Consider the following 22,002-nt stretch of genomic DNA (forward strand, 5'->3'; position numbering starts at 1 on the left):
AGGGAAAGGGAATATGAAAAAAGTTTTTGTTTATATTGGTTCGAGAAATGATGATTCTACTCTAACAGTGTATTTAAATAAACTTCTGCACAGACTTAAGGAAATTGATTCAGAAATTCAAGTTGATTTACACACAGCTACTTCTACAAATATCAACCATTCAACAGGTTGTAAAAATTGTTTTACAAAAGGTTTTTGCAATCAAGATCATTTAGATGAAGACAGCATGAGTAAAATAAAAACCCAATTATTAGATGCAGACTTCATCATATTAGCTAGCCCGGTATATTCCCATAATGTCTCCAGTGATATGAAAGCTTTCGTTGATAGATTATCGTATTGGGGACACTTATTTAGATTAGCAGGCAAACCAGCTATGTTTTTTGCTTCTGGAACTAATGGTCTAAATTATGTACTTAGTTACATGGAAAAAGTAATGAATTATATGGGAGTCATTGGTGTAGGAAGAGTTAGTTTAATACCTAACCCTGATCTTTATGACGATATTGAATCTAATATTGAAGAAATTATTGCTTATACAAAGGGTTTTAAAGAGGCGAAGAGTAATGATACGATAGAAGCTGCTTTCCTATCGTATAGATTTCTATTTAAAGATTACCCTAGAGATCATGCAGAGTATCTTTATTGGAAGAATAACGGACTTTTTGAATGTGATAGCTTTAAGGAATATCTGGATAAAATAAAAATCCCGATTTAGTAATAACATTAAAAAAATTATATTCATTTAAGGGAGAGCCAGTTAGAATTGGCTTTCCTTTTTAAATGAAAAGGGCAATTTTATGCAAGTGAAACTGTATTTGAAAATGTCACCACTTTCTTGATTATGGTCTATTGATTTACCTTCTATTCCCTCTTCCTGCTGTTCACCAAAGTATTAATAGGATTACAAAACACTTTGCCAATCCAACTAAAGATAGTTTTCACCGGATATAAGTTAAGGGATATTTCCCCTTATTGCCAAGAATACATCTTCTAACATTTCTCGATTTCTTGAAAAGGAGAATTCGAGATCAATTCAAGGGTTGTATACTTCGAAACGTAATATTCGTTCTCAGGATATTTATTATGACAATTTGAGTTATGCACAGAGATACTTTTAAGCATTATTATGAAGTGTGACCCAAAAAATGCGAACACAAGATGAACGTTCATCTGAGGATGAGAATTGGATGCACCGCAGGGTCGCTATAGACCCATATTTTCGCAATAAAGTGTATTATATTCTTTCTCGTTTTAGATTTTGCAAAAAACAAGTTAAGTGTTTTATAACTTTAGGAATAAAAATTAAAATAATGGAAAGTGAGCTTTACTTTTTAGTTAGGGTATTATACAATCATGTTAAGTTAACTTTCCGTAAAGGGGGGAGATTGATATGAAAAACAGAGTAGAGGAAATAAGAAAAAAAAGTGGTATTAAACAGGAAGAACTTGCCGTAGCATTAGATGTCACTAGACAAACTATAGGTTCTATAGAAAATGGGAGATATAATCCATCAATTATTTTGGCCTTTAAGATTTCAAGATACTTCAATCTTAATATTGAAGAAATTTTTATTTATGAGGAGGAAACATTTGATGAAGGATAAATTTACTTGGCTTATAACTATTATTGGGTTCTTATTACTAATTACAGGTATTATATTGACCATAGTTGGATCCGAGGTATTGGATATACATTTTGTTAGAAATGACCTGGTTCCAATAGGATTAGTTGGCAGCGGATTTATGCTTTTATTTGGCGGTATTATGGTTATTCTAGATAAAAAGTATAAAACCAAAGAGGACAGCATTCAAGAAAATGATGAAAGAAATATTCGAATTAAACAGAGTGCAAAAGCAAAAGCATTTGATCTTCTGATAGTACTGTTTTGTTTTGGTCTTTTTACATTAGCTTTGTTTGGATATATGAACAAGACTTCTTTTTTTAGTCTCTTAGGTCTGTATTTATTGGTGATTTTTTATTATCTTTATCAGTTTGTTATAAATAAACGGTCTATGTAGAAGTATTTCCTCGTGAGCCATCATAATCATATTTAGACTTTGGTGTTAGCTAGATTTCATTAAATACTTTAATACTGTTTATGATTTTAATTATATGAGAATTTGGATTTAAGGGGCATGACGTTCTTACAGAAAATTATGAATTCGGGAATCATAATAATAACAGATTTGTCTCGCCCCAATTTACATTTTATCTATTGAAAGACTTACAAAATAATGAGCGGGAGTTGTACGAAGAGTTATTGTTTATTCTTTGTTAATTCTTAACTAACTTCCCCTCTATATTTTCCTTTAATTGTTTCAATTCATTTAATTTGTAATACGTTAGCTCTTTTTCACAAATTATTATAGCTTTATTACAATATATATTTGCTTTACGGAAATCACCAAAATAGTATGTTGCTTTGGTACAAAGGAAAAGGATATTAATGAAAATGTATTTATTGTAGTAGTTGTTATAATAGGTTAGTCTATTAAATTTTCTAATTACCTCATCTTGCAGATCGTAAGCTTCCTCATTCTCATTACACCGTAATAAAAAGGTAATTTTGCTGCTTAATATGTTTAACTCTTCCAGTGAATAAAACTTCTTATTAAACATTAAATCATCAATTATCTTAATAGATGCCCTATGATTTCCTGTAAGTTCGCTAATACAAATGGCTTCTTGCCACAGCAAGTACCTCATGGCATTTGTGTTTTTTGTGAAATATGGGTTCTTTTTTTCTTTTTTTATTATTTCATAAGCACTATTAAAATTTTTCATCTCTGAATGGTAATAAATATCTTCCAGGGTTAGTTGAATATGATTTTCTATATTAAATTCATCTGAAAAGAAGTAATCTATTGGAACACCCAACTTTTTACTTATTTCATATAGTAGGTTGGCAGATGGGTATAGTTCCTCTTGTTTTTCAATCTTACTTATCATTGCTTGAGAACAAATTCCTTCTGCAACATCAGACTGAGTAAGAGCGTACTTTGTTCTCAGGTACTTTAACTTACCACCAATAGAATAGACCATTTTTTCCTCCATATATTATATATTTAGTGCCTAGCTTTTGATTTATATTTACATAAAGGACATTATTATTGACAAGTGAAAGTTGAAAAAATTAAATGTACTTAAATGATTAGAAGTGATCTAAAAATATTAAATTAGAAGACCGTACCGTAACGTACAATCAAAATAAAGTCGTAAATAAAAGCATAGAGTTTAGTTGAATGTAGGGTTAACTTGATGTTAATTGTGAGGGCGGCATGAAGTAAATTTTGTACTTTCTAAAATTGTGAATTTTTAGACATAAACGGTTCTATGTATTAATAAGAGTTTAAATAATATTAAAATGGTAACCAACCTAGGGGCTATGGTTCAAAGATTCAAATCCGTCGTGTTTTAGAATCTGTTATCCACTAAATAAACAGAGTCTTATGTATCTAATGATGCGTGTTTTATATGATTAAAATCAGTTCGATCTTCACTGTAGATGCGTTGTATACTGTTAAACTAGGCTTAATAGCAATTCTAATTATATTAAGTTGTTGTATCTTTAAACTATTACCATATATTGTTTTATTCCCAAAATTAAAGGAGAAAACGCAATATACAACTTGATTGGGCAAGTGATATTGAATAATATCACTAAAAACGTATCCCTTTTAAAAAGGATACGTTTTTAATGTTGATCTGGGAAATCTTTAGTAGTAAAGCCGTCGATAGATACATAATCATTAACTTTATTACTAATTTCACCGCTTCCAACAAACAATAGTACGCTGCCCACGATAATCATTATGATCTTTTTATACATTTTAATCTCTCCTTAATTATCTATTTAACCAATAATATTTTAATCTAACCAAAACTTATATGTAAAATACTTCAAAAACTTTGATAATATAGAATCAGATCATTTAGCTTGAGATAATTTGAATAAAGGAATTATTCTATAGAAATTATGCATTTATACATATTTTGGGGGAGTATATATGGATCGAACTATAGGCGATAAAATAAAGTATATAAGAAAGGAATTAAATATATCTCAAGAGGCATTAGCAAAGGGGATTTGTGCGCAATCTGAGATTAGCAGAATAGAGAACAACAAGAATTATCCTTCCTATTATCTTTTACTACAGTTATCCCAACGCTTAGGTGTAGATATTAAGGACTTAATAGATCCGGAAAAAGAAGATAAAGGTTATAGAAAAGATTACATATATGAAGTGAAAAATCAGTTAAAAAATGCACGTCGAGAAAGAGATTATAAACTAATTAAACAGATAGTTGAATCGGAATTGAAAGTTCCTGCTTTTAAGAGTGGACCTAATAATTTATTTCTCTTATGGCATAAAGGGATGGTTTTATTTCATTTAGACAAGGATCCTGAGGCTGCTATAGAAACTTTAAAATCATGTTTATCCTGTGAAAATTTAAATAAGCTCTATACCGAGTTAGACATTAATGTACTTAATAGCTTAGGGATTATTAATAGGAATTTAGGTGATTTGTTAAACGCAAAAAAATACCTAGAAACTGCGATAAATATAATTAAAAAAATTGAAGTATATAAGGAAAAGCAGATTATTAATAAGCTTTTTTACAATTTATCCAAAGTATATACTGATTTAAATGATACTGAAATGTCGATTAAGCTATGTAAGAAGGGTATAAGCTATTGTAACTCAAATGAAGACATGTATCTATTTGCAGATTTTCATTATCAAATAGGGAGGAACTATATCATTAGCAACGAACAAGAAATTGGAATTGATTATTGGCATAAAGCCAAGCATATATTAGAATTTCAAGGTAAGAACAAATTAGCGCAAATAATAAAAGAAGAGATTGATCAATATAAAAATACTAAATTGTTGTCGTAGCAAAGATCTGGGGGCCAGATCTGGGGGCCAGACCCCCGTTGAGATAAAGTTGTACAGTGTTAAAGTGATCAAAATCTGAGGCCAGTCCCCCGCTGAGATAAAGTGGTATAGTGCTAAAGTGGTAACCATTTGTGCTTAGCTGATTATAGCTAATTAAACCTACCACCAGTAACATCACTTGAGAAACTGGGTCATACCCCAGATAAACGACAAGCGCTTTAAGTAACCATCAAAATAGCGCCCACGTATTTTTACGTGGGCGCTTGTAAAATGCTTTATTTAGATTAAGTTCTAGGCGTGTTACTACCCCGAATTTTAGCTGTACATTAAAGGCTGTATTATTTCTTAGAGTCCTGTTTGGTCTACACCGTAGGTAGCTTCCTCATTTGAAAATCCTTCAAACACTAATTGTTCAATTAACCCGCTTCTCGAAAATGAAGTGTAGTCAAGATATTGTTGGGCCATTTTTTCAGCCTGTTCCATCCAATCCACTGTAATGTTATTTACAGCAAAAGTTGCTTCTTCATTTGTGAATCCTTCAAATTCTAGCTGTTCGATAAGTCCACTTTTAGAAAAGGCTGTATAATCAATGTATTCTTCTGCCATACGTATAACATTCTCTTGAGAAATAGTTAATGCTGGTTCTTCTACTACTGGTTCTGGTTCAACTTCTTCAACAGGTTCCACCTCAACAGTTTCTACCTCTACCGGTTCTTCCTCAACAGGTTCTTCTTCCTCAACTACTTCAGCAGGTTCAGGGTCAGTAACCTCAGTTTCAGCAACCTCTTCCTCAACAGGTTCAGACGCGGTAGGTGTATCTTCCTCGCCTCCACCAGCAATACCAATAACCACTATAACAGCGATTAACCATACCCACCATTTCTTATAAAATGGCTTTTTTACTTTTGTATTTACCATGATGTACTTCCTCCAAAAACTTAATGATTACAATTTCAGATGTAATCGTAACATAACTGTAAATTAATTGGAATAGTATATGCCGATATTAATAGGAAAATAGGTATATATAGAAATTTTACAATATTATAATAGTTTTTTGGTGTGTGGGCCATTTTGGGGGCCAGACCCCCGCTAGGTTAAAGTGTTAAAGTAATTGCTATTTGGGGGCCAGACCCCCACTAGGTTAAAGTTATACAGTGTTAAAGTAACTTCTATTTTGAGAAACCAGTCCCACCAAAAAAACAGAGCCCATTCACAAGCGAAGGGCTCTGCTTTTTTAGTATTTTAAGCTTTTAGACTTTCGTAACCTAGTTTGTTCTGCGTCTGCTTGCTATGAAGAGTAGAGAACCAATGACCAGAAGGGCGAGACCAAGGAGCAGCATATTGAATGTGTTTGTTGCTGTATTTGGAAGTTTCTTGCCCTTATTTGGTGCTGTTGTATCCCTTGTCATGTCTGTGTTGAAGACGGCAAATGTGCTGAAGTGGTTCGTTTGAACGCTTACTTTGCCATCGTTATAAACTGCACCAGGAACCAGTTCCCACTTATCGGTTTTTTCGTTGAAGTAGTACACGTTTAGTTGATCGGTTTTCGTTTGTTGGCCTACTTTGAATATAAGTGTAATTGGTACACTGAATTTTGTTACTTTCTTGCCTTTTTCATTATAAATATTGAAGTCATAGACTGCACTTAGTGCACCTTTTATGTCTTTTTCCCTTTGCATGTCGATTTTAACAGCGCCATTCGGTAAAGCAGAAGCAGGGATGTGAAGGGTTACCTGGCTATTTGAAATGATGATGGTAGCCCCTTTTTCCTTGAGCATTTTCACTTGGTTGGCTGTTAAGCTAAGTGTTGCTGAATCTTCTTTAAATTCCACTGTAAATGTTCCGTTTGGACCCACTTTTATGACATCCGCATCTTTTACAGTTCCCACATTGTTCTTCACGTCTGGCTTCACAATAACGTTTCCGGTATCAGGTTCTGGAGTTATTGGATTTTCGCCATCGTCTCCAGGCTGTTCACCATCCCCAGGCTGTTCACCGTCACCTGGATCTTCGCCATCTCCAGGGTTTTCAGGCTTTGCTTCTGCAAGGATAAAGGTTCCGCCTGCATTACTTGAGAGAAGGTCGACGGTTATTTCACTGCTGTCTGATACGGTGTAGTTAGCGCCAGTATACTCATCTACTAAAATAGTTCCTGGTGCAAAATCAACCGTGAAAGTCACTTGCTTGTCTTCGGCTGCTGTATTTAGACCTACATATAGTCTTTGTCCAAGGTATTCGCGCATTGATACAGAATACTGCTCAGCATCTCCGCCGGCCACCATTGTTCTCGTGCCTTTAGAAAAGATCTTCGAGTAGTCAGCACGGATATTTAATAGCGCTGCATAGTGATCGTGGAGGGCTACTGCTGTTTCATCGCCATTTTCTAGCTTATCCCATGGCATTGAGTCACGATTTTGACCGAATGCAGTGATGGCACCGTCACTATCCTTATCCCAGCTCGATTTTCCGGAGTTGCCAAGTTCCTCACCATAGTAAATAACAGGCTGTCCCTTAGAGGTGATTTGCAGGGCAGCTGCCACCATGAGCTTGCCTACATCTCCGCCAACATACTCAGATAAGAATCCATCCTGGTCATGAGAGCTTAGGAATTGGCCGAGAGTTGCTGTATTACTGATTTTCGAATCACGTTCTGCTAGGTAAGCTTCAACTGAGCTAATGTCTCCATTGACAAAGTTTCTTGCTTTTTCTTTAAAATCAAAGTCTAGTAAAGAATCCATTTGCCCTGAGTTTAGGTAGCCGCCATCGTTGCTTGCACTTGCTCCCCAATATTCGCCGATCATCTTGAAACTTGGATCCAATTCAGTGAGCGCATTTTTAAATGCCATCCAAGTTGTATCTTCTACATGCTTCACTGTATCCACACGGAAGAAGTCAATCGTTTCTCCGCTATCTGTTCTTGCTTTTTCTAGCCAAGCTGTTTGCCATTCAATAATTTGCTGGCGTACAGCTGGATCTTCTGTTTTAAAATCTGGCAGACCATCAAGTTCGCCGCGTACAGTTGGATCTTCCATTTCAGTACGAAGCATATCATTGAATACGGCCTGTTCTTCAGTTGTTGGCAGTCCTTCTAAGCCAGCCCAATTTTCGTCAATTGTATCCATGCCATATCCAGTGTGGTTCAGAACGACGTCAACCATGATCTTGATTCCGCGATCATGCGCTTGTTCGATTAACTGCTTGAATGTTTCCATATCGCCTAGTGTTTCATCAAGAGAGGTGAAATCTTTTGCCCAATACCCATGATAAGCATGTTGCTTTGCTTCCAATCCATTTGCTGTTTGGAAGTCTGCACCTTTGTTGAAGTCAATATTATCGACAATCGGTGAAATCCAGATGGTGTTGATGCCTAGATTATCAAGGTAGTCGAGGTTGTCGATAATTCCTTGGAAATCACCGCCATGGTATGCTTCCTTATGATCTGGGTCATAACCTAATGCTGGATTGTTGCTTGGATCACCGTCTGCGAAGCGGTCTGTTAGCATGAAGTAAATACGAGCTTCATCCCAATCAAAGTCTAAATCGCCCTGATAGGTGCGTGGTGCAACCTCCACTTCTGCCGTTTGATTATGCTTGTTGCCGTATTGGTCAACGGCTGTAAGGGTTAAATCTTTGACACCAGCAGCTATTGTGTCTTTTACAGCAATTGTGACGGCTTGAAGCTGTGGGTCTATTTTATGCTTTGCTTTACCCCCAAGTGGAGTAAGGTCTACATACATTTCGTTGAATGTTACATTCTCTTCAGATGTTACATTTAACGAGAGTACAGCATTTTCATTGTGTGTAAATTTACCTGGCTTCACTTCGGCTGTCAGATCAACAACTGGTACCGTATAAGTGATAGCAGAGACACCATCAACCGTGTTTTTAGGATCTGTTACTTCCGTTGTTTTTCCATCCTTTGTTACTAGGAAGGTATACTCGTGCGTTCCTGGATCAAGGTTTTGAAGTTGATATGAAAAATACTCGTTTTTCGCATCATAGGTCATTTCATATTCTTTACCAGCAATCTTCACTTTTACCGCTTCAACTGTGTGCATTAAGTCTTTTTGGTAAAGTGCTTCGTCACGGTAGAAGAATGTTACGTTTCCATCTTCTAAAACTGGACCTTTAACTGCAGGAACAACGGTTTGTCCAGGTACACCAGTTACAACAGTTACCTTTGTAATGACTTCATCGCGATCGATTTTTACGTTGTGATCATCACTGTCAGGTGGAACCTTTGCAGTATCCCAATCAGTTCCTTTACGTATTAGAAACCCGATGTTTTCTGTTGTTGGTGCGATTTCAATATTAGCGATCGCAGTATCTCCATCAACTTTTTCAAAATCGATTTGATCGTTCTTGACGCCAGTGTCCCAAACCCATATGTTCCAATCAGTAAAATCCATATCTGGACGAACATAGTTGATTCTTACATAACGTTTCACATTTTCTTTTACTGTTAAAACAAGGGTGGCTTCCGCATCTCCTGCTTTTGCGGTGATGACAGTGGTACCAGGCTTAAGTCCAGATGCTTTGCCTGAACCATCTACAATGGCTATCGTCTCATCAGATGAGGTCCAAGCTATTTTTTCACCAAGCATTTCTTGACCGAATTGGTCACGAACCAGTGCAGAAAGCTGAGTGGTATAGGTTTCGTATACCGTTTTCTCCCCAGTAATCGTGATGGCAGCAGGAGCTAGATCTGCAATTGTTACAGCAACCTCTGCAGTTACTGAACCAGATGAAGCAGTAATGGTTGCAGTGCCATTTTTTACACCTGTTACTTTTCCGTTTGCAACAGTAGCCACTTCAGGGTTAGAAGAAGTCCAAGTAATAGGCTGGTCGAGCAAATATCGACCTTTTTGATCTTTTACATACGCTGTCACTGTCTTAGAAGTTCCTGCACGGATGGCAAATTCATCTGTGCTCGTTTCGATGCTTGTGACAGTAGGTGTGTAGGTGCTTTCGGCTTCGTCATAAAGCACCATCATGGATAATGGAGCAACACTTGCTGTACTGCCGGTAATGGTCCGGAGTGTTTCAACGCCTGCCGTTTTGTCGTCAACAACTACGTTCCAAGTGCCATCTGCAGGGAGGGCAACATCCTTTGCTTCTTTATTCGCATTGTAAATGACTGCGATATTTTTCCAAGAATCATTGTTTGCATAGTTCTTCAATTCGAATGCAACGATGTTATCCTCTGTTTTGTACACCTGAAGATTTTGCTCAATCGCTGCTTTTGTGTTCATTCTGAAAGCTGGATGTGCTTTGCGAAGTTCAATTAAGCCTTGATAGTAGTTAAATACTGGCTCATATTGATCCTTCAGCTCCCAGCGAATTTGGTTAATACTGTCTGGACTCTTATAGCTATTGTGGTCACCGAATTTACTTCTAAGCATTTCTTCACCAGCGTGTAGGAAAGGGATACCTTGTGAAGTCATGACGATCCCGTTTGCAAGTAAGCTGCGGCGAACCCATTCATTATCCAAGGCATCTGCTTCCGTTATGATGGCATGCGGATCTGCTGTAATATCCTGTTGTGCCACCTTCATCATCTTATCCCATAGGTTTAAGTTATCATGCGCTGTCACATAGTTTATCGTTTCAGAAGGGCGATTTGTAAAATCTTCAATCGCACCGCGAACACCACGTGCAATATCAGCTTCTTTACCGGCTGCACCTGTAGCAAATCCAGTTGAAGCATCATCACTTCCGCCTTTAATGGCTCCGCGAATATTGTCATTAAATACTGCGTAGCCTTGATCTTTTTGTGTGCCTTTCACGTTTTGAAGAGAGGCATCAAGTGATGTGGATCCGCCAGTCCAAGGCTCACCATAAATAAGGATGCTCTGGTCTACCTCTTCTTTTAATTCTTTCGTTAGTTCTGTCATGGTTTGTCTATCAATTAGACCCATTAAGTCAAAGCGGAATCCGTCAATGCCGTACTCAGTGGCCCAGTATTTCACCGAATCCTTAATATATTTACGGATCATCGGACGCTCAGAAGCAACCTCGTTTCCTGTTCCGGAGCCGTTTGTGATTCTGCCATTATCATCTGTGCGAAAGTAATAGCCAGGAACCACTTTATCGAAAGGGGATGTCCCTTTGAGCTGTGTACTTTCGGCCATATACGTATGATTGTATACAACATCCATTATTACTCGCATGCCTTGATCATGCATGGATTGCACCATTTCTTTAAATTCTGTTACACGCGAAGTCGGATCAGCTGGATTTAAAGAATACGATCCTTCTGGTACGTTAAAATGGATTGGATCATAGCCCCAGTTAAACTTGGCATCCGTGGCATTCGGATCATCAACCGTTCTTTCGTTTACAGAACCGAAATCATAGACAGGTAATAAGTGAACATGTGTAATACCTAACTTTTTTAATGAATCCAGGCCCGTTTTCGTTCCGTTAGGGCCAACCGTTCCTGATTCAGTGAACGCTTTATATTTCCCTTTATTCGTCATGCCAGAATTCTTATCAATTGAGAAATCACGTACATGAAGCTCGTAAATAATGGCATCAGTCGGGGAAACAAAAGCTGGTTTAGATGCCGGTTTAAAGTTTGCAGGATCCGTGCTGTCTAAATCAATAATGGCTGTTCTTTGACCGTTCGGTGAAGTTGAACGAGCGTAAGGGTCAACGGCATAGTTCGTTGTGCCATCTGCAAATTCAACTTTGTACATATAATATTTCCCTTTTAAGTCGCCTGTAAGATCTATTGACCATACTCCGTTGCTTGCACGGCTCATTGGTGTTTCTTGTCCGCCTTCGTTAGTAGCAACGAAAGGACCGTCATATTCACCTTGGTCTTCATAAACGGCAAGGCTGACATTTGTTGCGGTTGGTGCCCAAAGCTTGAAGGTTGTTTTAGCAGGCGAGTAAGTATAACCTAAGTCAGCTCCTTCGTAGTAGAAAGCGTTATCATTTAATACATTGCGCATAACTACTGTAGCTGGCAGGTAACCTGTTGCTTCTACACTATAAATTTTTCGTACATCTACTTGAGTTGGATCGGTGATGGTCAGCTTTACTTTTGTATCGCTTAGTTTTGTCATGGTGGTAGGAATTACTGTGTTTGTGGCTTTATCTGTTAAGGTAAATTCTATATCATCAGCGGGTAGTGCTTGGTTTAGCGAAACGCTAATACTGTTTTTGGCATCCATTAAGGCTGCTTTCACTTGAGCGCTTGCTGGAGGTCCAACCTGGAAGCTTGAATTTCCGTTTATTTGATCGGGGTTAAGCGGATCTGGCATCCAGCCATCATCACCCACGATAAATTTATACTCATACTCACCAGCTGCGAGTTTTTCTGTATATTCCCAGAAGCCAAGCTCATTTTTGGTCATTTCTTTCGCGCCAGTTCCCCAATCAGTAAAGCTTCCTGCTACTCGGACTCTTTCTGCTTCACCAAAATAATAGAAAGAAACATTCCCATCTTCACTGATGGTTGGGCTATCGTACACGGTAAAAATAGAGTTTCCATTTGCTTGGTTCGGGTTGTTAGGATCTGTCATCCAGTTGCCTTCACCCACGATAAATTTGTACTCATAAGTACCAGGTGCAAGGTCAGCGGCATTAAACTGCCAAATTCCTTCATCGTTCTTCACCATTTCGATGGCGCCGTCCGCCCAGTTTGTAAAGCTTCCGGCAACACGAACGCGTTCTCCAGCACCGTTATATTGAAGGGTTACTGTGCCATCTGCATTGTATAGGGGGCTAGTAATAGCAGCCGGCGGAGCCCCAATTTGGAAAGTAGAATTTCCGTTCGCTTCGTTTGGGTTCAGCGGGTCGGTGATGCTGTTATCCCAGCTTCTATTATTTAATAGAAATTTATATTCATAACTTCCTTCTGTTAAATCAGGTATGGTTGTGGTAAACACACCATCCTCTAAAGTCAGCTCTTGAGCGTGATCAAGAGACCAGCCATTCATAGACCCAATTACATAAACCGATGTTTCACCTTTACTAACATAATTAAACGTAACACTGTTGTCATCGTTGATAACGGGACTTTGCAGCTCATCCGTTGTCTCCGCATTCACAATCGTGTTAAAACCGCTGCCAGCAACTAATTGCAGAAGCAGAGCAAACACCATCATGATCGAAAACATTCTCATCTTCTTCCTGCTCACCTGTTTCTCCTCCTTGAATAGTTTAATAGACCTGCACTTTGTCCTATTTTTCACGCTATAATAGGGCAGAGAAGTGCAATCGTTTGCACATTTGAGAAATAAAAAGTAGTATGTAGAAATATTGTGCAACTTCCGTGCAAACGTTTTCATGGTCTGACAGAATAAGGATAGCATTTATTGAATATTTAGGCAATGGGGTTTTATGCATTAACGAGTTGCATTAACGGGGGCAAGACCCCCGTTGAGATAAAGTGGTAAAGTATTGAAGGGGGTCAGACCCCCGTTGAGATAAAGTGGTAAAGAGTTGAAGGGGGCCAGACCCCCGTTGAGATAAAGTGGTAAAGTATTGAAGGGGGTCAGACCCCCGTTGAGATAAAGTGGTAAAGTGTTGAAGGGGGTCAGACCCCCGTTGAGATAAAGTGGTAAAGTGTTGAAGGGGGCCAGACCCCCGTTGAAATAAAGTAGTAAAGTATTAAAGGGGGCCAGACCCCCACCAAGATAAAGTATTAAAGCAAACATCCTACCTCCATCTCCACCTTTTCATTTGACAATGTTCTCACTATTTGATAAATTTTATGCAATTAATAATAGGAGATTAGTAGGAGGGACTGAATGACACGAAAGCCTAGAGTTTGGTTTCCTGGTGCTATGTATCACATTACGGCAAGGGGAAACAGGAGAACACCTTTATATCATCAGCCTGATGATTATCTTACTTATTTGAAGATCCTCGAAGATACACGCTTTATGTATCCTTTTATACTCCATTCTTATTGCCTCATGACAAACCACATACATCTCCAGGTTGAAACGACAGATTTTCATATTAAATTGATCATGAAAGAATTGCACTCCAGATATGCAATTTATTTTAATAAGAAGTATCATTTTAGCGGTCATGTATTTCAAGGTCGTTATGGAGCGGAGCTTATTAATAATGGTCAGTACTTTCTTGAGGTAAGTCGTTATATACACCGAAATCCCCTTGAAGCTAAGATGGTGAAGGAACTATCATCCTATGAATGGAGCAGTTATCCTGCCTATCTCAGTTTGGTTCGGAATCAGCATATTTCCCCAATAAAAACTCAATCCTTTTTTCAAGAACCCATTATCGAAAATTATAAACGTTTTGTTGAGAATCCTATGCAAAAGGAGCATTTAACAGAAATGAATGCAAAATAATGAGTATGAGCTTCGCTTCGTATTCGCTGCCAGAACCCGCTTTTAGAAAAAAAGGCATTTGGACCTTTTTTATTCCAAATGCCTTCCATTATTCGTTATAAGTAAAACTATGATTTTCTTAAACGGCGCTGTCTTAATCCTGCTGCAACACCTGACAATACAAGGACGACTCCGACGATTAGCCAGTTGTACGTGTTTGTTGCCGTGTTTGGTAATTTGTTGGATCCTGTTTCTTTTTTAGCTGAGCTAGTATTCTCTTCCTGAGAAGTTTGGCTGTTTTCATCAGCATCTTGTTGAACTGGTTGGTTATCTATTACCTCTTGGTTTGGCTGGTCTTCGTTATCATTGTTTGTAATGGGTTGCTCGAAATCTGTTGGATGGAATACACCAAATGTACTAAAATGATCTGTTGTCGTTTTTATAAATCCATTTTCGTAAGTGCCACCAACTAATTCCCATTCATTACGCTCTTTATTCCAATAGTAAACCTTTAATTCTTCAGGTTTTTTAGCACCCACTACAGGAAATGCTAATTCGATTGGAGAATCAAATTTACTTATAATTTCATCACCTAATTGAATAGTAAACTCATAGATAGCACTTGTTGATAAATCTGAGTGTGGCAATACATTAGGATTCTTCTCTAACTTTTCAAGACTAATAACAAGCTCTTCTTCTTGATTAAAGTTTTCAATTGGAATCTGCAGCTGTACATCCGATTTTGTAATTTTAACGGTTGCCTGTTTCGTTTTAAGGGCAGCTAATTGCTCTTTAGAAAAGTGTACTTCTTTTATCATGTCTAATTGCTCATCTAGTTTAATAACGAATTCTCCATTTGTATCGAGCTGTTGTACTTCCTCATCACGTACTGTTATAGCTGATTCAACAGCGATTGGAGACGAAACGACTACTTTTTCCAGACGATTAACTGTTAAGGTATAGGTTTTAACGGTACCATTTTCTGCAGTAACCATGATGGTAATATTGGTAGCTTTTTCAGTGTTCAACTGAATCTGGTGACTTGCTTGACCGCTAGAAACAACTGTTCCGTTAACTGTTACTGTCGCTTTAGCATCTGCCAATTCTGGAGTTAATGTAATGGATTCAACATCACTTCCAACATTGATTTGATACTCTGTTACATCTTTATTGAACTTTTGGCTCCAAACCCCGTTATCAAGTGAAAGACTAGCTAATTCAGCATTCGAAGACTTAGGAGGTTCAGAAGAAATGGCTGTTGGAACCATAAACGTACCGACCATAAATGGACCTGAGCTAACATCAATAGCTTCCACCACTGTGTGCGTTGCTGTATCAATTACACTCATATTATGACTGCCATAATTAACGGTATACACATATTTTCCATCCTTTGAAAGTCCAACCACATAAGGGCTGCTTCCGACAGAGATGGTGTCAATGACAGTATTTGAAGAAGTATCAATAACAGAAACAGATGATGAACTTGCGTTTACTGTGTATACGCGAGTTCCATCAGGTGATACTTCGGTAGCATGAGGGCTTATACCGACAGCTACAGTTGCTTCTAATGTATTATTTACAATATCAATAACAGAAACCGTGTTAGCACTTCTTTGAGCAACGTATAATTTCGTTTTCTTTGGATTCACAGATAAACCATATGGATCCGAGAGTGGAATTTGGTTTATAACTGTATCAGTATTTATATCAATCGTAACAAGAGCTAGTTGTGTTGTAAGATATATCTTATTATCAACAACGACCATTGCTGTTGGAGTTGATGGTACAGTTATGGTGTTGCTTACTTCGAGCGTATTCGTATCAATGATAGAAAGGCTGCTGCTGCTTCGATTTGCTACATACGCTTTTTTTCCATCAGGACTAAATGCCACTCCATGAGGCTGATGCCCTACAGAAATGGTTTTAATCACTTTGTCGCTTGCTGGATCAATAACAGAAACATTGTTGTCTGCTCGATTTGTCACGAATACTTGGGTACCGTTCGGATTAAATCCAGCACTATTTGGTTCTCTTCCAACTGTAATTTTGGCCTTCTCTACTGTGTTTGTTTTTAAATCAACAACATCGACAACACCTGTGCTATAACTTGTAATATAGGCCTTGTCTAAAATGTTCTGGATTCCATTCGCCTGGATTTGGCTAGGTTGTAAAAACTGACTAATCGTAAAGATAATTAAGAATAATCCGACTGCAAACTTGCTACTTTTCATTTTCTTTTCCCCTTAAATTATAGTCTTAGCTGCATAAATCATTCTTTATACCTATAACAAAAGAACTATTTATACTCCAAAAAAATAGTTTTATCCTTGCTGCCGATATAAAGATATGTTCTTTTTAAATATATATAGATTGTCATACTATTACAATAGGATTATGTTGGGAGAATGTCGAATTTTGTCTTGTGGAGTCGATAAAGAAGGGATTTTGATAGGATTTGACTGTAGGTCTTTGGTTCTAAAGAGTAAAACGAATCTTCGTTAAGTTCATTCACTTACAAAAAGCTTGGTATTTAATACATTTGAACCCAAATTACTAAATAAAAGAGGGATGAATGCTTAATTAGAATTCATCCCTCTTTTTGTCTTTCATTCAATTGGGTTCGCATAAATAATATAGCGTTGAGGAGCATTTCCGATATAGCCAAACGGGTAGCATGTTGTTAGAATAAGTTCCTCTTTGCTGTTCTGAAGAGTAATGATGCTTAGGTCATCTGCATCTACGATTTTGGTTTCAACTATTTCGTAGGAATTATCTCCGTAAGGCATTTTAACGGTTAACAGATCCCCTAACTGCAGTTCGCCTACGCGTTTAAACACGGTGTCGCGATGTCCGGAAAGAACAATTTGTCCGCCTTGTCTTGGCAGATAGGATTCTTTAAAGTGTCCGACTCCTTTTTCTAGATCATCCGGGTCTGTTCCCTCTACAATTGCAAGCTCAGCATCGATTTTGGGCAATTCTAATAACCCGATGGCTTCTCCTATAGTGGGAGTAAAGGTGTTTTCGTCTTCTAACTCATCGTTTGCTTCTACTATTTTTTTGGCCAAGACAGTTGTTTGGTCTGATTTTTTATTTGTTTGATAAATTTCATAACCTGCATATCCGGTGATTGCAAGGCCGAGTATGATGGTTAGGTAGATGATGTATTTCAATATATACACTCCTTATGGGGGCCAGACCCCCGTTGAGTTAAAGCGTTAAAGTAGCTGACATCTGCTGTGAAAAAGGTAAAAGCTTCTTGAATTTAATCACATATTGATATTACTGTTTAACTAGGGAAATCTCCTGCTAAAGTATACATATCTTATCATATTTTTTAGGAACTTATAAAAGCCATTATTTAGGGGGCCGGGGTATGAAGAGTTTAAAGTGGAGGAGGTAGAGGGTAGAGGGGGCCAGACCCCCGCTAGGTTAAAGTGGTACAGTGTTAAAACGTTAACTTGCTGCAAGACTGAGGGTCAGGCCCCATAAGAAGGCAAGCCCAACAAAATCCCTGATTTATCATCATGCTGCTTCAAACGGGGGTAGTAGATACAGGCGAAGTCTGCTGCTTCTGTTTTTATGATGTCTTGTTCCAGTTGTTGAAGGCCGTCGGTAAAGGCTTTTTCAGCTGATTGGATCCATGTGTTTTGGCTAGGGTGGTCTCTATGATGATGAAGTTTTAAGCCGTCAGATATTAGTAAAATCTGTTTGACGGCGATTAATGGGATTTTTCCAGATTCTAAGAACTGGTCGGCCTTTTGATCTCCATCTATGATGCCGTAGCCTTCATATGTATTGAGCTTATTGCGGTTGGAACGAAGGAGCTCTTCTTCTTCCTGTCTGAATTCGGTTTGTTTTTGTTTTTTTCTTTCAGGCGAAAGGGTTTCAAGTGGTTCTGTTCCTTCGAGTGTTCTCCATTTTGTTTCAATCTTGCTGATCACGGCAAGGTCTAGACGGTCGATGTGGTCATAGGTGACTTGACGAATGGAGTCATCTGAAAACTGCAGGAATAGCATACAGTCTCCTGCTGAAACATATTCAAGGAAGGCTGGATTCCCTGTCGCATCTCTATGAATGTGAATCGCGCTTATTCCACAAGAGCTTCTTTTGTATTTAGGGATCTGTTCAAAAGATATGTTTTCGTATTGCTGTTCAACAGCTTGCTGAAGCATGGCGTTGCCGTTTTTTACTCTCTCCAGCAGGGTAAGGTCAGACTTTTGCTCAAGGCTTTCTTTAATGATATTTGCGGCAATGGCCCCTGATAGTCCTCCAAGACCTGTTGCTCCGTCTATAACGGCGAAGATGTCTTCTTCCTTGTTGAGGACGATGGCATCTTCATTTCTTTCGCCAATCCCTTTTGTATACACTGTACTGATCTTCATGCTCATGTCACCTGCCTAAGTTATGAAATAGTATGATAGAAATGAACCAATAATTGTGATCACGGCTGCTAGGCTTACCCAGACGGTGATCCATGGATTTGTTTTTTTGACTGGGAACAAAAATCCAAATCCTACGAAAGCCAATACAAGTGAACTGGAGAGAATGAGGATTAAGAAAGCACTCTCTAGAAAGGTTCGATTTTCTAATAGATTCATAGAACCAATTGTAAAACTAATGATTGCTGTAAAGAAACCGAGCATTTGAAGGTTTTCAGATTTGAGCTTTGAGATTGATTCATCTACTTCTACTTTGGACTCCTCCAAACTTTTTTCCGTTACCATAATTTTTTCGGAAAATATATCTGAAAACTCATTGGTCTGGATGCGGTTCAAATGGTATAGATAATCATTGATTCGGATGGCATAATCCTTTTTCGTTGATTCTTCCATATCAATGGCTTTTCGGATAGCATCTTTGGCTTCTGTATATTTCCCAAGTGCAGCGAGGATTCTCCCTCTAGTAGAATGAAATTTTGCATAGCGAGGAGAGAGATGAACGACACGATTGATTGTTTGATAGGCTTCTTCTAGATCTTGAGCACTGACAACAAGCCCTTGTTCTTTCGAATGAACCACTGCTTCTGCATAATGGTGCAATACTCCAACCTGATTTGGCAGCTTGTGTGTCGCTTCCCGTGCAAAAGCCATCTCTTGCTCAATGGCCTCATTGGTTCCAATTTCTTTATATAGCAGAGACAGGATATGAGGGTAAAGAGGATAATCAACAAAATGCTCGCCAAACGTTTCAACTAAATCCTTGAACTGACTGATATTCTTCATTCTTCGTGCATGAATCGACAGCAGTACAAAGGTGGAAAAAAGGGTATCTTTATTCTCGGTTGTGTAAATGTTTTGGCGAAGGAAGGTGTGCAGATCATGATATTCACTGTCCTCGAGCCCTTCAGCCATCTTCGTTAGCTTGAGTTCAAATTCTCTTGTTGTATGACTCGGAAGGAAATCCATCTCTTCCAGCAGTGGCGGTCTTGCCATCGTTTCCATGTTCTCACCCTTTTATAGCTTTTGAGATAGCCGTTTTTAATTTTAATTTGGGATTTTTTGTGTATTACAGCATTTTATCTGGTTACGCACAAGAAAGTTCAAATTCACCATTTTTACACATATTTTAACCTAGAAAAGGAGAACGAACAAGGGAATAGAGATGGACACATACCGTTTATTCAAGTGGAACCGCTTCATATATCTGTTCTGAAATATAACCGTTTTTTGACACTGGTTTAGGCATACAGTTATTGACCCGTAAATTCGAAATGCGCATGAAACCAATCATCCCAGGGACCATTTCTCTGCTCCTGGATGCCTAATCTAACGACTTCTTTGACTGCTAATCCCGCTAGACACATATCACCTGATTCATCTTCAACCAAAATATCATCGCCAATGATTTCAGCTTGATAGACTTTTCCTTTTTTATAGTCTATTTTATTGCTGTCATCGCTGTTAAAAACTGTTTTTATACACAGTACTTTTAAATTCGTGACCATTGCCTCCTTTTGAGATCATTCGTTCATATCTGTTTCCCTAAATTGTACGATGATGGAAAGGATATGTGCAATGTTACGGTCCATACTGGCTGCAAAACTTCATCTCTCGTGTTGAATTATGCTGCCTTAATGGTTTTGTGAAGACTGGGAACGTAATTTTTCAATTTGATGCTGAATGCTCAGTGAAAAAATAACTGAAGAGATCCCAATTAAATTAGCTGCAAGATCATAAAAATCGGCTCCTCGTCCAAAAAAGGGCTGTACACACTCTGTCATAATTGCAGCCAGGAGGGAAATCAAAAAGGCACTATGTAATTTTGCTCCATGTATATATAACAAGCTAGTAAAAATAGCAAACAGGAGAGCGTGCCCCAACAGTTCAAAGGCATTTGCCTGTAATAGCGGATAAACAGGAAAAAAGTAATCAGTGGAAGGACTAGGCTGAAAATGAAAAAAGATTTGTCCGTTTAATATGAGTGCTTTAACGTTATTGGTGAATAGGCCGATTCCCATCGCGAATATCCATAGAGCAAGTAATAAATGTCTCATCTTTCTCCGTCAACTCCTGTTTTCCGTAATAACTATCCAGTATTAACAGAAATTGATGAATGTAGACGCGGGGAGTTGCCTGGAGTAGAGGACGTTTTCGTTCGGGTTTTTGGTGCTTTAGTATCTGAGGGATGAAGGGAGGACACTCGGCTACTGCAGGATGGAGGAAAGGGTGAGACCCGCAAGTAGCGGCAGGGGAGATGAGACTCAGCGATGTGATTTCTTGATAAAAGTGTCCGCAGGGAAATGACTTAAGCCTATTTGTATTTTACAATTGATAGCCCTTCTCTTCTTTTTAGACAGCAGGGGGATCCCATCATAGTCCTAATTTTCCATATCCTTGAATATATCAAAGTTATAAATACCGTTATCTTCGCGGATGACTTGATAATATTTTTGATTTTCACTCGTGATGACTCTCACTTTATGTCCATTTTCTTTCGTTGATTCTAATAATCTGTGTGCTTGATATCGTTTTGTGCTGAAGGCTTGGTGACCAAGGTCGATGGGCATGATGATGTAATTGCTGAATGTTGTGATTGTTTGGCTCCCTTTTTTATCTGCATTGACAATATGCTTCGGATTTATCCATATGCAGTGATCAGCTGACGGAGAATGGGTGGGAAACATACAGATTTCCTGGTATGGATTAACAATGATTGGGTACATATAGCCATTACCAAGTATGCTGCGAGCACTTTTTATGGCCCCTTTCAGATCAGAGCCAACAGAGGTAAGGGTGTGTTCGAGTACTTCTCTAGGTGTCATGCGAACAAGGAAGGTTAGCTTTTCTTCGATTACTCGAGTGTATAAATATCCGTATTTAGTACGTTCACCCATTAAAAGGATTGTAAGGTGATTCACTGCATAAGTATCAATTGTTAACATTTTTCACGCTCCTATTTCGTATTCACTTCTAAAAAAGACTCCAAACTAGGCCTCCAATGTACTCCTTAATCATTGCCTTCATATTATCAGTCTAAGATTTTATTTTCCTCTATCCTTCCAACCTCCTTTATACTTAATTGCTCATTGTGACTAGCCTTTTAGGTTCTAGGAATTATTTTTGCTGATATGTAGCGGAAAGAATGTTAAAAGAGGCTAGTATATATGATCTATGTCTAACATACCAAATTTTGGTTTATTAAATAGTTACAATTTTGTGAATATATAGAATAAAAGCAACTAAAAGTTACGTTTATCAAGTAAATAGATCGAAATTTGTCGGAATTTAAATGAGAAGAAGGAGGGGGAAGGACTTAGTGATGAAGGGTAGTAAGAAAATTCACTA

Annotated in this window: 17 protein-coding genes; 5 read left to right on the forward strand and 12 right to left on the reverse strand. The window is 38.0% G+C overall.

The window, feature by feature from the left end; translation table 11 throughout:
* Positions 1-13 precede the first annotated feature (13 nt).
* From B7E07_RS02635 to B7E07_RS02650, 3 genes are all read left to right on the forward strand, one after another.
* Positions 14-718 carry a flavodoxin family protein gene (locus B7E07_RS02635; RefSeq protein ID WP_080843932.1) on the forward strand — a complete coding sequence of 235 codons (705 nt, stop codon included), beginning with the start codon at positions 14-16 and terminating at the stop codon, positions 716-718.
* 675 nt (positions 719-1,393) lie between these two features.
* The gene (locus tag B7E07_RS02645) at positions 1,394-1,606 is read left to right on the forward strand and encodes a helix-turn-helix transcriptional regulator (protein ID WP_080843934.1); all 213 of its coding nucleotides are present in this window, start codon (positions 1,394-1,396) and stop codon (positions 1,604-1,606) included.
* Positions 1,596-2,021, forward strand: a complete 426-nt coding sequence (locus tag B7E07_RS02650; RefSeq protein ID WP_080843935.1) for a hypothetical protein — start codon at positions 1,596-1,598, stop codon at positions 2,019-2,021. The genes B7E07_RS02645 and B7E07_RS02650 overlap by 11 nt, the downstream gene beginning before the upstream one ends.
* 256 nt (positions 2,022-2,277) lie before the next feature.
* Here B7E07_RS02650 and B7E07_RS02655 read toward each other — a convergent pair whose 3' ends face one another.
* Both B7E07_RS02655 and B7E07_RS24330 read right to left on the reverse strand, forming a co-directional pair.
* Positions 2,278-3,045, reverse strand: a complete 768-nt coding sequence (locus B7E07_RS02655; protein WP_176215096.1) for a helix-turn-helix domain-containing protein — start codon at positions 3,043-3,045, stop codon at positions 2,278-2,280.
* A gap of 652 nt (positions 3,046-3,697) precedes the next feature.
* On the reverse strand, positions 3,698-3,832 hold the full coding sequence (locus B7E07_RS24330; RefSeq protein ID WP_257391381.1) for a hypothetical protein: 135 nt from the start codon (positions 3,830-3,832) through the stop codon (positions 3,698-3,700).
* A gap of 178 nt (positions 3,833-4,010) precedes the next feature.
* Here B7E07_RS24330 and B7E07_RS02660 point away from each other — a divergent pair, with 178 nt between their 5' ends.
* Entirely contained in the window at positions 4,011-4,904 is an 894-nt protein-coding gene (locus B7E07_RS02660) for a helix-turn-helix domain-containing protein (RefSeq protein WP_080843937.1), read from the forward strand.
* 345 nt (positions 4,905-5,249) lie between these two features.
* Here B7E07_RS02660 and B7E07_RS02665 read toward each other — a convergent pair whose 3' ends face one another.
* From B7E07_RS02665 to B7E07_RS23445, 3 genes are all read right to left on the reverse strand, one after another.
* Entirely contained in the window at positions 5,250-5,822 is a 573-nt protein-coding gene (locus B7E07_RS02665) for an Ltp family lipoprotein (RefSeq protein WP_080843938.1), read from the reverse strand.
* 350 nt (positions 5,823-6,172) lie between these two features.
* Positions 6,173-13,054: a type I pullulanase gene (gene pulA, locus B7E07_RS02670; RefSeq protein WP_176215097.1), complete on the reverse strand. Its 6,882-nt coding sequence runs from the start codon at positions 13,052-13,054 to the stop codon at positions 6,173-6,175.
* Between the two features lie 207 nt (positions 13,055-13,261).
* Positions 13,262-13,573: a hypothetical protein gene (locus B7E07_RS23445; RefSeq protein WP_080843940.1), complete on the reverse strand. Its 312-nt coding sequence runs from the start codon at positions 13,571-13,573 to the stop codon at positions 13,262-13,264.
* A gap of 93 nt (positions 13,574-13,666) precedes the next feature.
* On the opposite strand from B7E07_RS23445, the gene B7E07_RS02680 reads away from it, so the two are divergent.
* On the forward strand, positions 13,667-14,236 hold the full coding sequence (locus B7E07_RS02680) for a transposase (RefSeq protein ID WP_080843941.1): 570 nt from the start codon (positions 13,667-13,669) through the stop codon (positions 14,234-14,236).
* 107 nt (positions 14,237-14,343) lie between these two features.
* On the opposite strand, the gene B7E07_RS02685 is transcribed toward B7E07_RS02680, so the two are convergent.
* From B7E07_RS02685 to B7E07_RS02715, 7 genes are all read right to left on the reverse strand, one after another.
* Complete coding sequence (locus B7E07_RS02685) at positions 14,344-16,449, reverse strand: YVTN family beta-propeller repeat protein (protein ID WP_080843942.1); 2,106 nt, start codon at positions 16,447-16,449, stop codon at positions 14,344-14,346.
* A gap of 375 nt (positions 16,450-16,824) precedes the next feature.
* Positions 16,825-17,388 carry a class D sortase gene (locus B7E07_RS02690; RefSeq protein ID WP_080843943.1) on the reverse strand — a complete coding sequence of 188 codons (564 nt, stop codon included), beginning with the start codon at positions 17,386-17,388 and terminating at the stop codon, positions 16,825-16,827.
* A 306-nt stretch (positions 17,389-17,694) separates the two neighbouring features.
* Positions 17,695-18,600 (reverse strand): hypothetical protein, encoded by a 906-nt coding sequence (locus tag B7E07_RS02695; protein ID WP_080843944.1) that lies wholly within the window; start codon positions 18,598-18,600, stop codon positions 17,695-17,697.
* Between the two features lie 15 nt (positions 18,601-18,615).
* Positions 18,616-19,659 (reverse strand): tetratricopeptide repeat protein, encoded by a 1,044-nt coding sequence (locus B7E07_RS02700; protein WP_080843945.1) that lies wholly within the window; start codon positions 19,657-19,659, stop codon positions 18,616-18,618.
* Positions 19,660-19,907: 248 nt separating this feature from the next.
* On the reverse strand, positions 19,908-20,162 hold the full coding sequence (locus tag B7E07_RS02705; protein ID WP_080843946.1) for a hypothetical protein: 255 nt from the start codon (positions 20,160-20,162) through the stop codon (positions 19,908-19,910).
* Between the two features lie 126 nt (positions 20,163-20,288).
* Positions 20,289-20,711, reverse strand: a complete 423-nt coding sequence (locus tag B7E07_RS02710; protein ID WP_080843947.1) for a VanZ family protein — start codon at positions 20,709-20,711, stop codon at positions 20,289-20,291.
* A 324-nt stretch (positions 20,712-21,035) separates the two neighbouring features.
* Positions 21,036-21,599, reverse strand: coding sequence for a competence protein ComK (locus B7E07_RS02715; protein ID WP_080843948.1), 564 nt, complete (start codon positions 21,597-21,599; stop codon positions 21,036-21,038).
* Between the last annotated feature and the right edge of the window lie 403 nt (positions 21,600-22,002).

Origin of the sequence: Cytobacillus gottheilii (genome assembly GCF_900166665.1) — a bacterium.
GTDB classification, from domain to species: Bacteria; Bacillota; Bacilli; order Bacillales; family Cytobacillaceae; genus Cytobacillus; species Cytobacillus gottheilii_A.

Coding starts and splice junctions, on each gene's coding strand:
- B7E07_RS02635 (WP_080843932.1), top strand. CDS start 14: ATGAAAAAAGTTTTTGTTTATATTGGTTCGAGAAATGATGATTCTACT.
- B7E07_RS02645 (WP_080843934.1), top strand. CDS start 1,394: ATGAAAAACAGAGTAGAGGAAATAAGAAAAAAAAGTGGTATTAAACAG.
- B7E07_RS02650 (WP_080843935.1), top strand. CDS start 1,596: ATGAAGGATAAATTTACTTGGCTTATAACTATTATTGGGTTCTTATTA.
- B7E07_RS02655 (WP_176215096.1), bottom strand. CDS start 3,045: ATGGTCTATTCTATTGGTGGTAAGTTAAAGTACCTGAGAACAAAGTAC.
- B7E07_RS24330 (WP_257391381.1), bottom strand. CDS start 3,832: ATGTATAAAAAGATCATAATGATTATCGTGGGCAGCGTACTATTGTTT.
- B7E07_RS02660 (WP_080843937.1), top strand. CDS start 4,011: ATGGATCGAACTATAGGCGATAAAATAAAGTATATAAGAAAGGAATTA.
- B7E07_RS02665 (WP_080843938.1), bottom strand. CDS start 5,822: ATGGTAAATACAAAAGTAAAAAAGCCATTTTATAAGAAATGGTGGGTA.
- B7E07_RS23445 (WP_080843940.1), bottom strand. CDS start 13,573: ATGTTTGCTTTAATACTTTATCTTGGTGGGGGTCTGGCCCCCTTTAAT.
- B7E07_RS02680 (WP_080843941.1), top strand. CDS start 13,667: ATGACACGAAAGCCTAGAGTTTGGTTTCCTGGTGCTATGTATCACATT.
- B7E07_RS02685 (WP_080843942.1), bottom strand. CDS start 16,449: ATGAAAAGTAGCAAGTTTGCAGTCGGATTATTCTTAATTATCTTTACG.
- B7E07_RS02695 (WP_080843944.1), bottom strand. CDS start 18,600: ATGAAGATCAGTACAGTGTATACAAAAGGGATTGGCGAAAGAAATGAA.
- B7E07_RS02700 (WP_080843945.1), bottom strand. CDS start 19,659: ATGGAAACGATGGCAAGACCGCCACTGCTGGAAGAGATGGATTTCCTT.
- B7E07_RS02705 (WP_080843946.1), bottom strand. CDS start 20,162: ATGGTCACGAATTTAAAAGTACTGTGTATAAAAACAGTTTTTAACAGC.
- B7E07_RS02710 (WP_080843947.1), bottom strand. CDS start 20,711: ATGAGACATTTATTACTTGCTCTATGGATATTCGCGATGGGAATCGGC.
- B7E07_RS02715 (WP_080843948.1), bottom strand. CDS start 21,599: ATGTTAACAATTGATACTTATGCAGTGAATCACCTTACAATCCTTTTA.